The organism is Paraburkholderia guartelaensis (genome assembly GCF_004353905.1).
Classification (GTDB): Bacteria; Pseudomonadota; Gammaproteobacteria; order Burkholderiales; family Burkholderiaceae; genus Paraburkholderia; species Paraburkholderia guartelaensis.
In genome coordinates this window covers 1-12,499 of the sequence record NZ_SMOD01000002.1, presented here as the reverse complement: position 1 = coordinate 12,499, position 12,499 = coordinate 1, and the positions used below count along the sequence as shown (strand labels likewise).

Genomic DNA, 12,499 nt, shown 5'->3' with positions numbered 1-12,499 from the left:
GAAAGCGCCTGGAAAGCGGTGGACGTACCATCATCCAGGCCGGAAGCGGCGCGGCACGCCGGCAAATAGGAAAGTTGCGTGTTCAACGTTAGCCTGGAGACGGTGATGAAGAGTGACGTGGCGGCACAGGAGGATGCATCGGTATCGCGCAACCCGGCAACGGGCGAGGTCATCATGACTTACCCGCTTCAGCGGCCTCACGAAGTCGAGCAGATGCTGGCGGACAACGCGGCTGCTGCGAGAAGCTGGCGCGCCACGCCGATGACGGAGCGCGTCAGTTGCTATCGGCGGCTCGCATCGACACTGCGTGAACGGCTCGAGCCGCTGGCGCTGCTGGCGACGAGCGAGATGGGCAAGACGATCGGCGCCGCGCGTGCCGAAGTCGAAAAGTGCGCAGCGGCGGTAGACTGGTTCAGCGAACACGGCCCCGCGATTCTGGCCGACGAGCCTGCACCCGTGGACAACGGCGATCGCGTATACGTGTCCTTTCTGCCGATCGGTACGGTACTCGCCGTGATGCCGTGGAACTTCCCGTACTGGCAGGTGATGCGCGCAGCCGCGCCCATCATGTTGTCGGGCAACGGGTTCATCCTGAAGCACGCACCGAATGTCATGGGTTGCGCGTATGCGCTGCAGGAAGCCTTCGAAGCGAGCGGATTTCCGAAGGGGGCATTCGGCATCCTGCACGTCGGCAACGAGATGGTGGCGCGTGTGATCGAAGATCCGCGCACTTCGGCGGTTACGGTAACGGGCAGCATGCGGGCAGGGTCGGCGGTGGCGTCGGTCGCGGGCAAGGCCCTCAAGAAGAGTCTCCTCGAACTCGGAGGCGCCGACGCGTTCATCGTGCTCGCGGACGCCGATCTCGACCGCGCAGTGGAGGTCGGCATCGAGGCGCGTTTTCAGAACGCCGGCCAGGTGTGCCTTGCCGCAAAGCGTTTTATTCTGGAGCGGCCGATCGCGGAGGAGTTCACGCGCAAATACGTCGCCGCTGCGTCGAAGGTCAAGGCCGGTAATCCACTCGATGCCGCTACAACGATCGGACCGATCGCGCGCAGTGATCTTCGTGACGGCGTGCATGACCAGGTCGTCAGAACGATAGCGAGCGGAGCGAAGGTGCTCCTTGGCGGCAAGATGATCGAGGGCCCAGGCTTTTTCTACGAGCCCACGGTGCTGGGTGATGTCGCGCCGGGAATGGCAGCGTTCGACGAAGAGATTTTCGGACCCGTCGCCGCGCTCACGGTCGCAGACGATCTGGACGACGCGATCCGTCTTGCCAATATGAGCGACTACGGACTCAGCGGCAATCTGTGGACGTCGGACACTGCAAAGGCGAGCGAGATCGCAAAACGCCTCGAAACCGGTGGCGTGTTCGTGAATGGGTTCAGTGCTTCGAATCCGCGCCTTCCGGTGGGGGGCGTGAAAAAGAGTGGCTACGGTCGCGAGCTTTCGCATTTCGGTCTGCGCGAATTCGTCAATGCGCAGGGCGTCTGGGTCAAGAAGGTGCCGTGAATAAAATGCGTGCGTTGCCGAAAGAACGATAACGTTTGCCTCGATACCATGATGGTGTGTTGGTTGCTTCAACCATCGTCCTGAAGAAAAGGGGAAATCGTGGCTACATCAAGCGCAAACCATTCATCGGATCGCCGGTACGTGTTGACTGCGGGAGCAGGCGCGGCGGTCGCGGCAATCGCGGCGCCGGCCGTTGCGATGGCAGAAGCCACCGTTGGCAACGGGCACATGCATACCGCTTCCCGCCACGCGGCCGATTCGGTCCTCGCCAAAGACGGCACGCGAATTTTCTTCAAGGATTGGGGCAGCGGCAAACCGGTGGTGCTTTCGCACGGCTGGCCGCTCGATGCGGACGCATGGGATGCCCAGATGCTGTTCCTCGTGCAAAACGGCTACCGGGTGGTGGCGCACGATCGTCGCGGCCACGGGCGCTCGGGCCAGTCTGCGTCGGGCAACGACGTGGACACCTACGCGGACGATCTCGCAACGGTGATCAACGCACTCGATCTGAAGGGAGCGACACTCGTTGGCCACTCGATGGGCGGCGGCGAAGTCGCACGCTATATCGGTCGCCATGGATCGTCGCGGGTCGCCAAGGCCGTTCTGATTAGCGCCGTCGTGCCATACATGGTGAAGACCGACAACAACCCGGACGGCTTGCCCGAGTCGGCTTTCGACGGCATCCGCAAGAACCTGACAGGCAACCGGTCCGTGTTCTACAAGAACCTGGCGCTGCCGTTTTACGGCTTCAACCGGCCCAATGCAAAAGTCGAGCAAGGCACCATCGACGAATTCTGGCGGGAGGCGATGGGCGGGTCGATCCTGGCACAGTATCAATGCGTCAAGCAGTTCGAGGTGGACTACACCGGGGACCTGAAGAAGTTCGATGTGCCGACGCTGGTCCTCCACGGCGACGACGACCAACTCGTGCCGGTCGACGTTGCTGGGCGGATGACGGCGAAAATCGTGAAGAACGCGACCCTGAAGGTCTATCCAGGTGGACCACACGGCATGTGCACGACGGATGCCGACAAGGTCAATGCCGATCTGCTCGCCTTTTTGCAAGGCTGATCCACGCTTTCGTCAACAGTGCGAATGCGTTGCATGACGCATTCGCATTCCTGCTGGGCGAGAGTAAGAGGGAATGGCGTGCAGCGGCGGTCCGTATCGCAACTCGACACCGCCCAAAGGCGTCGTAAGAAAAGGTGCATAATTTGCGGCGTCTATCCCATCAAATCGAGCAATGAACGGTTCGGATCTTTCCGCTCTCTCGCTGTTTGCCCGCGTTGCCGAGCAACAAAGCTTTAGCGCCGCCGCGCAGTCACTCGGTATCTCCAACTCAGTCGCAAGCTATACGATCCGGCGGCTGGAGGATCAACTCGGCACGAAACTCTTCAATCGCACCACGCGTAGCGTCAGTTTGACCGAAGCGGGTAGCGAGTTTCTGAAGCGCATACAGCCCTTGATGGAGCAACTCGATCTCGCATTCAACGAGGTTGGCCGCGCATCCAGCGGCACGATGGGCACACTACGGCTGAACGTGCTGCGCGCGTCGATCGCACTGGTCATTGCTCCCGTGCTAAAGGATTTCCTGGCTGCCTATCCGGATATAAAAATCGACGTGATATCCGATAACAGCCTCGTCGATATCGCCAGCAAGGGCTATGACGCCGGCATTCGCTACGATCATGTTTTGGCGCTGGACATGGTGGCAGTGCCGATCATCTCCAATATGCGTTTTTGCGTTGTGGCGTCGCCGGACTATTTACGCGGCAAAGCGCTGCCTGCACATCCGCGCGATCTGCTCAAGCACGACTGCATCAACTACCGGAGCGCCGACACCGCGGCCCTCTATCGCTGGGAATTCGAAAAAGACGGAGAGAAGATCAGTATCGCGGTAGCGGGGCGTGTGGCGACCAACGACAACGATCTTCTGCTGCAGGCCACGCTCGATGGCCTTGGCTTCGGCTACCTCCAGCACCGCCTCGTGGAGCCGTACCTGAATTCGGGGCGGCTCGTGAATGTGCTGGACGAATGGATTCCGCGTGGTGCGTTATATCTCTATTACTACAATCCCAACGGTTTGCCGCGCAAGCTGAGAGTCTTCATCGACTTCGTGCGTGAGCGACTGAAATAAGGCGATGCAAAGGGCGCTGCCGATCGCTCTCTGCGCCCTTACTGCGTCTTGCCCACTGCATCTCTAGTCGCGCATTATGCGAATTCATCGCATAGCGCATTCGGATTGTGCTGCTTTTTGATAAGCAAGCGAACTCCTATACTGCGACGCCATGCCGGAGTGAAACAGCATCCGGCGCGAGGAGTTGGCGGCTTGCACGCCCCGAAAGTCCTGCCTTATCACGAAGCATTCGCACGTCTTTTTAGGGATCTACCATGTCATCATCAAACACCCCCGTCTGGTTCATCACAGGTTGTTCGACTGGCCTTGGACGCGCGCTCGCCACGCTGATCGTCAAGCGAGGCTGGCGGGCCGTCGTCACGGCACGCGACGTCTCGAGCGTGGCCGACATCGTGAGCGGCGCGGAAGACCGCGCCATGGCGCTTGCGCTCGATGTCACGAAGCCGGCCGAGATCGAAGCGGCTGTCGCGGCAACGCGCGAGAAATTTGGCCGTATCGATGTGCTCGTGAACAATGCCGGCTACGGCTATCAGAGCACGGCTGAGGCGTGGATGCCGAGATTCGCGCACAATTCGATGCCAACGTATTCGGCCTCTTTACGATGACCCGCGCCGTGCTGCCGCTCATGCGCGCGCAACGCAGCGGCAACATCATCAATATCAGCTCGGTGGCCGGCCTGATCGGCTTTCCGGGGTCGGGCTACTACGCCGCCTCGAAGCACGCGGTGGAGGGCTGGTCCGACTCGCTGCGCGCCGAACTGGAGCCGCTTGGCATTGGCGTGACGTGCGTGGAGCCCGGTCCGTTCCGCACCGACTGGGCGGGGCGCTCGCTGCGCCAGACGCTGACCCAGATCGACGACTACGCGGAAACGGCAGGCAAGCGCCACACCGGCACGAAGCAGACGAGCGGCACCCAACCGGGCGACCCGGTGGCGGCCGGCGAAGCGATGATCGCCATCGCGCGCAACACGCAAGCGCCGCGTCATCTGGTGCTGGGCGCATGGGGCTTCAATACGGTCGTCGATTATCTGCAGAAGCTCACGAAGGATATCGAAAGCCAACGCGATTTGAGCCTCTCGGCCGACTTCGACAATTGATGCATCATTGCTGAAAGGGGCCGCCGCGAATCCGGCATTTGAGCGGGTTCGCGGTGGCCCTTGCCACACTCGCATTCCTGATTTGATTTCAGCGTGGCGATCGAGCTTGAATTCCAGTGCGTTTCAGGAAGATCGACGCGCGAAACCGTCCCATACTTTCCTCGACAGGTTAGATAGCGCCTGCTGTCGCGCCAGCAGACGCGTCGAACCATGCGATATCGCCTATCGCAATGTTGGTTGTATTTGCACATAAGAGGAAAGCAGATGAACCGCAGACAAATGATGCAATCGACGCTCCTCGCATCTCTCGCCGTGGGCGGCAGTTCCGCGTGGGTATCGGCCGGGGGCGCGGAGCAACCGGAGCCGGCCGCGGGCTTTCGTGAGGAAAGCGACAGCCTTGGCGTCGTCAATGTGCCGGCAGACAAACTGTGGGGCGCACAAACCCAACGCTCGCTTCAGCATTTCAGCATCGGCGACGATCTGATACCGCGTGAAATGATCATCACTTACGCGATTCTGAAAAAGGCAGCAGCCAACGTCAATTTCAAGGAACAGCGGCTCGGAGCGGTTCAGCACGATCTCATCGTCAAGGTATGCGACGAGATACTCGCCGGCCAGCATCACGACATGTTTCCGCTGCACGTGTGGATGACCGGCAGCGGTACGCAGTTCAACATGAACGTCAACGAGGTGATATCGAATCGCTGCTGTCAACTCGCCGGCACACCGCTCGGCAGCAAGACACCCGTGCATCCGAACGATCATGTGAACATGTCGCAATCGTCGAACGATTCGTTTCCGAGCGCCATGTACATGGCAGCGGCAATCAATGTCAAGGAGCGGCTCGCGCCGACGGTTACCGCCTTGCGCGACGCGATTGGCGTGAAAGCGATTGCCTGGAAAGACATCGTCAAGATCGGGCGGACTCATATGCAGGACGCGACTCCGATCACGCTGGGTCAGGAGTGGTCCGGCTACGAGGGCATGCTCACCGATAATCTGGAGCGGCTCGACGACGCGCTGAAGGGCGTTTATCGCCTTGCGCTCGGCGGCACGGCGGTCGGCACGGGCCTGAATTCCACGCCGGAATTCGCGGGCGCAGCCGCTGCCGAGATTGCCCGCTTGACGAATCTTCCGTTCGTCACGGCCCCGAACAAGTTCACCGTGCAAGGCGCGCACGATGCGCTCATCCATCTGTCGGGCACGATGCGCACGCTCGCATGCTCCCTCTACAAGATCGCCAACGACATTCGGCTGATGTCGTGCGGGCCGCGCGCCGGATTCGCAGAACTGATCATTCCCGAAAACGAGCCAGGCTCGTCGATCATGCCGGGGAAGGTCAACCCGACGCAGGCCGAGGCGCTCGCGATGGTCGCTACGCAAGTGATTGGCGACGATGTGGCAACGGGTATCGGCGGCGCAAGCGGCTATCTGGAGATGAACGTCTACAAGCCTCTGATCATCTTCGACATCATGCACTCCATCGCTATCGTGAGCGATTCATGCACGAATTTCCGGAAGTTTCTGGTGGAAGGCACGAAGCCGAACCTGAAGAAGATCCAGGAAGACGTCGATCGTTCGCTGATGCTCGTGACTGCGCTTTCGCCGGTTATCGGCTATGACAAATCGTCGAAGATCGCGCACTACGCATACGACAACGATCTCACGCTCAAGCAGGCGGCCTTGAAGCTCGGCTATGTGACTGAAGCGCAATTTGACCAGATCGTCGATCCCAAGAAGATGGTGAGGCCGTACGTCGCGCACCAATAGACTGCCGATGACGGGAAACGTCTGCCGGATCCACACGCCTCCAGGCCACTGCAGGCGCTCGCGGATCGTCCGGCTTTCCGTGCTACGCTAAGCGCGCTTCGAAAGCGCGCGAGCGCGCCAGGCTGCGGCTTCGCGACGATGCTCGCGCATGACAGCTGGATGAACGCATCGAGGTGGCTGACGATGGGCGCAAAGTGAGCGCTTCGCTTCGAAGGTGTTGTGCCACCCAGTTCAACGTCTGCATAAAGCGATGGTGTCATGGACAACCTTGCCAGGCTGGTATCGATCGTCAGTCGCCGAACTTTCAGGGCGGAAGGTCATGTCTTCGCCGTCACGCCCGAGCGCGTGGCGATTGCGGAGGGCGTGCGCGCCGCCGTGGCGATGGCGCCGATGCTGGCCGCGGCAATGCTGCTGGCACGACCCGAGGTTGCGCTTGGCGCCGTTGCGGCTTTCTGGAATTGCCTGTGCGATCCCCAAGGGGAGAAAGCCGCGCGCCTCAAGGCGACGGGCACCTTCACGATCCTGGGCGGCATTGTCATGCCGCTCTCTGCCTGTGCGGCGAGCTGGGGTTATTTCGCGAGCCTCGTCACGTTGTTTGTCCTGGTGTTCCTGTGCGGACTGGCGCGATCCTATAAGCCGGCGCTTGGCCCGATGCCCACGCAGGCGGGCCTCGTTGCCTCGCTCGCCGTCGTCATTGGCGTTGCGTTAGCCAGACCGTTGATCGGCGCACTCGAACTAGGCGGATATTTTTTGCTTGGTTCCGCCTGGACCATGCTGTTCTGTGTCTTCCTCTGGCCAATTCCATTCCGGCAATCCGCCAATCTCATGCTTTCGACGATCTTCGGAAGACTGGAGCTCATGACCGGTTTTTTGCTGGCGCTGGATCCGCTCCCAGGCACGAATGTCACCGGTTGGGAGGAGTTCGATACCGTGCATCGCCGCGGCGTACGCATGTCTATCGAACGGGGCAGGGCGTTGGCGGCGCTCGACACCAGCAATGGATCGCGGCTCGGGCCATATATCGATACGGCGGCCCGAATATTTTCCGCGTTGATTGCCATCGGTCATTCCCGGCGCACGTCCGAAGCGGCGCTCAACGCGAAATCGCGCGACCTGCTGCAAGGACTGCAGGAGGTGCTTCAGGAGGTGAGCACCCATGGCTTGCTGGATCGTCCGCTTCCCGACGCGGTGGTCATGCAGTCGAACAGCCTTGTGCGCCAGGCCGCAGGTGAGGACGATGTGGTCGTACGTGCCGTGGCGTTCGCCGCAAGCGCCATTGTTCGCCTCGCTGCGGGCGGCTTAGCCTCAGTCGTAGTCGGCAACGCGTTGCCGGTCGCTGCAGCGCGTACCGGCCAGATCGTGGATTCGCTCGTTTGGCGCCACGCGCTAAGAGTTGCAATCGCGACTGTAATCGCTTTTGCCATTGGCACCTGGCTAAACGTTACGCTCGCTTATTGGGGCGCGCTCGCGGCAATCATCGTGACGCAACCGATTTCCTCCAACACATGGCTGCGCGTTCTGGAGAGAGCAATCGGCAGCCTCATTGGCGGACTGATTGCCGCGGCGCTTCTGGCGACGCTGCCGGGTCCTGGCGCCATGCTCCTCGCCATCCTGCCGCTTGCCGCTGCGGCCATTGCTTCGAGGCTCGTGAGCTACGGCTTGTTCGTGATCTTTCTCTGCCCCATGTTCATGCTGGTTTCCGACTTCATTCACCCGACTGGCGGCTTGATTGCTGCACGCTTTGTCAATGAAATCATTGGCGCCATTGTGGGCGTGGCGGCCAGCTTCCTCTTGTGGCCCGAGCGGAGCAGCGACACGCTTACGGCGGCGGTTTCCGCGGCGATCTCTGCCAACATGCGCTTCGCTTCAGCCGCGCTGCGTCTGGACGGCGGCTCGGCCACCACGCTCGATAACCTGCAACGAGACGCCGGGCTCGCAAGCACGCGCCTGGAAGCTGCGCGAGAGCGCCTGCTTCTCGAGGGGCGCTGGCGATCTGCGTGGCTCGAGCACCTGCGGGAGGTCATCGTGGCCTTGCGCTCGGTTTGCGGTGCTGCCGCGGTGCTCGAGGTCCTGCGAGAAGGAGACCCGGGCGCGGTTGATCGCCAGAGGGCTGACGGCTATGACGCGATGACAGCCCAACTGTTGCACGCGCTGACCTCCCGGACCACCTGGCAATTGCCGGCGGCTCAACCGGCCGGCGTTGCCGAAGACGACCTCGCGCAGGCGATACGTCACTTTGTCAGCGCTTTGAATACCTACGTTTCCAGATAGCTGGGAAACGTGCATTTCTGCAAAAAGCCTATTCTTCTCGTCATCGCTGCTTTGTCGATCCACCTAGAATGACAAGGCCTGGATCGCAGTAAAAGACGATGGCAATTGAAGCGCAACGTCCATTTGCTCATCCAGCCCGACGGCGACGTGCTGTGCCGGTTCTTCGCAGAGAAAGGGTGGTCACCATGGCAAAGCAGAATCTGACGTTTCTTCTGAACAAGAATCTGGACTTTCCCGTTACTGAAGAACCCTGGACAAGCCTGTTGTCAGAGGCCGGCATGAACGCCGAGGTGACGACGGACATTCCGGCGATGAACCGGCTGCTGGAAGCGGGCAGCCCGAACATGGCCTATGTTCCGGGCGCGGGTTTCTGCGTGATGATGAGAAAGGGTAACCCGTACTATCGCGGACTGGTCATCGCCACGTCGAAGTTCACCGGCCAGCCCGCTCAACGCACGCTTCTGGTGGTGCGTCACGATGATCAGGCAAATAACCTCGACGACCTTGAAGGATCGACATACGGATACCTGAACCGGTCGTGTTCTTCCAGTTTTTTTCCGCCCGCCATCATGTTGAACGAGAAAGGAAAAAAGCTTGAAACTTTCTTCGAACTCAAGCAGGTGGCGGGATGGCAGGATCGGGTCGATGCTGTCGTCGCGAAGTCCATTCGCGCAACGATGATTCTGGAAGACGTATGGAAGATGACGCCCGCGAACGTGCAGGCGACGAAGGTCATCGGCGAATATGATACTTGCGTGCCCGCCGTCCTGATCGTGCGCAAGGACCTCAGCGCGGACGTTGCGACTACGTTTAGAGAACATCTCCTGAGCTACATGCCGGAGTGGAAAAACGTCTACGGGGCGTTCCGACCGTTTTACTTCGCCGATATCCAGACCTTTTATCACCAGGTGTGCCAGCTGCCTGAAGATGAGGTTTGATTGGCATGAAGTGAGGCCGAAGGCGAAACCGTTGATGCGCTGCTAACCGTGATGCTCGAGCGCGAACTCGAGAGAGAACCGTGCAGCCTCGGCGCTGTTCAATAGTTTTTTCGCTGCGCGTTGCCTGTCGGACGGCAACTCGAGCAGTTCTGCAACCAATGCATTCGTTGCGTCTTCGAGTTCGCTGTCCATCGCGAATTCAGTGGCAATGCCCCAGTCATAGGCCTGCACCCCGCATATGAGTCGGGAGCGCATGACGATGTCCCTGGTACGCCCGGTGCCGATCAAGCCACGAAGGCACGCCACGCTTTCGAAGCCCACGACTCGGCCCGCGTTCTGCTCGGGAAGTCCGTAAAGTGTCGTTTCCGTGGCTAACCGAAGGTCGCACGCGAGGGACAACTCGAACGCCGCGCCGAAGCAATAACCCCTGGTCGCGGCAATGACCGGCTTACTGCAACGCGACGGCGAGCTTAGCGCCCACGCGAGCCTCGACTCATGATCTGTAGAGACGCCGATAGACTCGTGTTTGAAGTTCCCGCTGGAGAAGTGTTCGCCCGCGCCGCGCAGCACGATTACGCGGACGGCTGCGTCAGCGTCCAGAGTCTCGAATACGTGACGTATTTGCTCGCATTGCTTCAGCGACATCAGGTTGAAGGGCGATCGGTCGAGAACGATTTCGGCACTTGAGTTCTTCGGACTGAATTCGACGTGGAAGCCGTCGAACCGGGACGTTCGGGTGGCGGCTTCATTGAACTGGTCGACAGCCGCCGTATCGACGGACTCATTGCCATCAATACGCCGCGCTCCGATGACGTCCACCTCGCGCGTCTCGCGTCCGAAGGCTTTCCGCTTGTGGTCTTTGGATCGAAGCTCGCCGAACACGCGAACATCTATAGCATCGACGTCGACATGCGCGAAGCGTCGCGCGTCGCAACGCGGCATCTCCTCGCGCTTGGGCACAAGCGAGTCGCCTATCTCGGGTTTGCATCCGATGCGTACCACGGGGTCACGGAACGCCTCTACGGCTATCGCGACGCCATGCGGGAGTTCGGTCTCGGCGCGGAAGCCGAGCGTGTCGGCTTCGCGAACTTCAATGCACAAAGCGGGTACGACGCGATGAGCACAATGCTCGAGCACGGCCCTTCCTTTACCGCACTGTTTGCAGGCAACGACACCGTCGGGTTCGGTGCGATGGCCGCCTTGCGCAAGGCGGGCTTGCGTATACCCGATGACGTTGCTGTGGTCGGATATGACGATATTCCGCTGGCCGCTTTTGCGACGCCGCCACTGACGACAATGCGGACGTCGCCTTATGAGCAGGCGTGCGAGGCGTCCGATCTGCTAGTGCGCCTCATGGCTGGCGAACGGCCAGACGAATTGCATTCGATGATGGCGGTTCCGCTTGTCGTGCGCGAGTCTTGCGGCAGCAGGATCGGACAGGCGTAGCCATGGCGCGGCATTCGACATTCAGCGTAGACGCATTCATATGCGTTGATCAGCCCGGCTCCGTCCTCATAGCGGGAGGCTCGTCGAGCGCTTGATCTCCTTCAACGAGAAGCCCGTGTACATCTCCTTGATGTTGCCGAGCGTGCGGATCCGGTGCATCGCGAGCTGATGGAACGACTCCATATCGCGCACGACGACCTGAAGCAGATAGTCGTACTTGCCGGATACGTTGTGGCACGCCACCACGTTCGGCAGCGCCATCACACCTGACTCGAACGCGCGCATGGCCTTCTCCGAGTGGCTGTCGAGCATGATGTTGATGAACGCGAAGAGGCCTAGCCCCAGTTCCCGCTGATTCAGCGTCGCATGATAACCCTGAATCACCTGCTTCTCCAGCCGCTTCAATCTTTTCCAGCAGGCAGGCGCAGACAAGCCGACCTTCTGCGCAATCTCCGCGTTGGACAGACGGCCATCGACTTGCAGCAACTCCAGGATCTTCCTGTCCGTATCGTCCAGATCTGTCATTTCCACTCCTCTCCATTGCCCTATGGCATTGCGACGGGCGCACGCCGGTGCGCCGACATTCCTTCGACGGTTCAGGTTAATTATATTCACCCTGAGCGCAGAAAAGCTTATCGGTGAGAAATCCTCTTAACCACACTATCGACGATCATTAACCGGACAAGAACGGACGGGTGAGGGGCGCGCTGCGGTTTGCGGCGTCCGCATAGCGTCTGCGATGTCTGAACGGCTGGGGCCCGGAAGCGGGCCCTTGCGAGCCATACAAAAGAACTGGAGGAGTCGGATGAGTTTGTTTAGAACCAAGGATCTCGCGGCGATGGTCGCTGCGAGCCAAGCACCGCATGGCCTGAAGAAAGTGCTTGGTCCGTTCGATCTGATCCTGATGGGGATCGGCGCGATCGTCGGCACCGGAATTTTCGTATTGACGGGAACCGGTGCGCTCACCGCCGGACCGGCGTTGACCGTATCGTTCGTCATTGCTGCACTGGCCTGCGGATTTGCTGCGTTGTGCTATGCCCCCGATGGGCAGTTCAAACTCCTCCACTTGTGGGCGGCTAAATTCCCCCAGGCAGGACGAGCGGATTATGCGTCGGATTCCTCAGTGACGGCAAGCCTGGCAGCGGCTTCACGGAGACGATAGCTCTTGCCTTCAAACTCGAGGAGTTTGGAGCGATGCAGCAGACGGTCAAGGATCGTCGAAGCCATGGTGCTGTCGCGAAGGTAGCGCCCCCAGTCCTGGACGACGCGGTTGGACGTGACGAGGATGCTGCGGCGTTGCTTGTAGCGTTGATGGACGAGGGTCTGCAGCAG

Annotated in this window: 11 protein-coding genes and 2 pseudogenes; 9 read left to right on the top strand and 4 right to left on the bottom strand. The window is 60.4% G+C overall.

Annotation, left to right across the window (positions count from 1 at the left end):
* The first annotated feature begins 78 nt into the window (after window positions 1-78).
* The 5 genes and pseudogenes from E1N52_RS02320 to E1N52_RS02300 all read left to right on the top strand — a co-directional run bounded on the left by E1N52_RS02320 (window position 79) and on the right by E1N52_RS02300 (window position 6,512).
* Window positions 79-1,509, top strand: coding sequence for an NAD-dependent succinate-semialdehyde dehydrogenase (locus E1N52_RS02320; protein ID WP_246088926.1), 1,431 nt, complete (start codon window positions 79-81; stop codon window positions 1,507-1,509).
* 228 nt (window positions 1,510-1,737) lie between these two features.
* On the top strand, window positions 1,738-2,580 hold the full coding sequence (locus E1N52_RS02315; RefSeq protein ID WP_246088925.1) for an alpha/beta fold hydrolase: 843 nt from the start codon (window positions 1,738-1,740) through the stop codon (window positions 2,578-2,580).
* Between the two features lie 172 nt (window positions 2,581-2,752).
* Window positions 2,753-3,646 carry a LysR family transcriptional regulator gene (locus E1N52_RS02310; RefSeq protein ID WP_133179823.1) on the top strand — a complete coding sequence of 298 codons (894 nt, stop codon included), beginning with the start codon at window positions 2,753-2,755 and terminating at the stop codon, window positions 3,644-3,646.
* Window positions 3,647-3,900: 254 nt separating this feature from the next.
* A pseudogene (locus E1N52_RS02305) lies at window positions 3,901-4,742 on the top strand (oxidoreductase).
* 264 nt (window positions 4,743-5,006) lie between these two features.
* A complete protein-coding gene (locus E1N52_RS02300) occupies window positions 5,007-6,512 on the top strand; it encodes a class II fumarate hydratase (protein ID WP_165979315.1) in 1,506 nt (501 codons plus the stop codon).
* A gap of 317 nt (window positions 6,513-6,829) precedes the next feature.
* Here the strand turns inward: E1N52_RS02300 and E1N52_RS43960 are convergent, their stop codons facing one another.
* Window positions 6,830-7,051, bottom strand: coding sequence for a hypothetical protein (locus E1N52_RS43960; protein WP_165979314.1), 222 nt, complete (start codon window positions 7,049-7,051; stop codon window positions 6,830-6,832).
* A gap of 286 nt (window positions 7,052-7,337) precedes the next feature.
* Here E1N52_RS43960 and E1N52_RS02295 point away from each other — a divergent pair, with 286 nt between their 5' ends.
* Both E1N52_RS02295 and E1N52_RS02290 read left to right on the top strand, forming a co-directional pair.
* On the top strand, window positions 7,338-8,783 hold the full coding sequence (locus E1N52_RS02295; RefSeq protein ID WP_165979313.1) for an FUSC family protein: 1,446 nt from the start codon (window positions 7,338-7,340) through the stop codon (window positions 8,781-8,783).
* 185 nt (window positions 8,784-8,968) lie between these two features.
* Window positions 8,969-9,721, top strand: coding sequence for a phosphate/phosphite/phosphonate ABC transporter substrate-binding protein (locus E1N52_RS02290; protein ID WP_133179819.1), 753 nt, complete (start codon window positions 8,969-8,971; stop codon window positions 9,719-9,721).
* A gap of 42 nt (window positions 9,722-9,763) precedes the next feature.
* On the opposite strand, the gene E1N52_RS02285 is transcribed toward E1N52_RS02290, so the two are convergent.
* Window positions 9,764-10,540, bottom strand: coding sequence for an enoyl-CoA hydratase/isomerase family protein (locus E1N52_RS02285; protein WP_281282591.1), 777 nt, complete (start codon window positions 10,538-10,540; stop codon window positions 9,764-9,766).
* Between E1N52_RS02285 and E1N52_RS02280 the strand changes: the two genes are divergently transcribed.
* The gene (locus tag E1N52_RS02280; RefSeq protein WP_133179815.1) at window positions 10,430-11,167 is read left to right on the top strand and encodes a LacI family DNA-binding transcriptional regulator; all 738 of its coding nucleotides are present in this window, start codon (window positions 10,430-10,432) and stop codon (window positions 11,165-11,167) included. The two genes, E1N52_RS02285 and E1N52_RS02280, sit on opposite strands and share 111 nt — an antisense overlap.
* A 66-nt stretch (window positions 11,168-11,233) precedes the next feature.
* Here the strand turns inward: E1N52_RS02280 and E1N52_RS02275 are convergent, their stop codons facing one another.
* Window positions 11,234-11,692, bottom strand: a complete 459-nt coding sequence (locus E1N52_RS02275) for an Lrp/AsnC family transcriptional regulator (RefSeq protein ID WP_133179813.1) — start codon at window positions 11,690-11,692, stop codon at window positions 11,234-11,236.
* Between the two features lie 280 nt (window positions 11,693-11,972).
* Between E1N52_RS02275 and E1N52_RS02270 the strand changes: the two are divergent.
* Window positions 11,973-12,206 (top strand): annotated as a pseudogene (locus E1N52_RS02270) (amino acid permease); the annotation flags it as partial.
* A 65-nt stretch (window positions 12,207-12,271) separates the two neighbouring features.
* Here the strand turns inward: E1N52_RS02270 and E1N52_RS02265 are convergent.
* Window positions 12,272-12,499 (bottom strand): ATP-binding protein (locus E1N52_RS02265; protein ID WP_165979312.1); only part of this gene is annotated, 228 nt, incomplete at its 5' end.

What these genes read in the sequence shown, in the direction of transcription:
- E1N52_RS02315 (WP_246088925.1), top strand. Translation starts at nt 1,738, where the DNA reads ATGCATACCGCTTCCCGCCACGCGGCCGATTCGGTCCTCGCCAAAGAC.
- E1N52_RS02310 (WP_133179823.1), top strand. Translation starts at nt 2,753, where the DNA reads ATGAACGGTTCGGATCTTTCCGCTCTCTCGCTGTTTGCCCGCGTTGCC.
- E1N52_RS02300 (WP_165979315.1), top strand. Translation starts at nt 5,007, where the DNA reads ATGAACCGCAGACAAATGATGCAATCGACGCTCCTCGCATCTCTCGCC.
- E1N52_RS43960 (WP_165979314.1), bottom strand. Translation starts at nt 7,051, where the DNA reads ATGACAATGCCGCCCAGGATCGTGAAGGTGCCCGTCGCCTTGAGGCGC.
- E1N52_RS02295 (WP_165979313.1), top strand. Translation starts at nt 7,338, where the DNA reads ATGCTTTCGACGATCTTCGGAAGACTGGAGCTCATGACCGGTTTTTTG.
- E1N52_RS02290 (WP_133179819.1), top strand. Translation starts at nt 8,969, where the DNA reads ATGGCAAAGCAGAATCTGACGTTTCTTCTGAACAAGAATCTGGACTTT.
- E1N52_RS02275 (WP_133179813.1), bottom strand. Translation starts at nt 11,692, where the DNA reads ATGACAGATCTGGACGATACGGACAGGAAGATCCTGGAGTTGCTGCAA.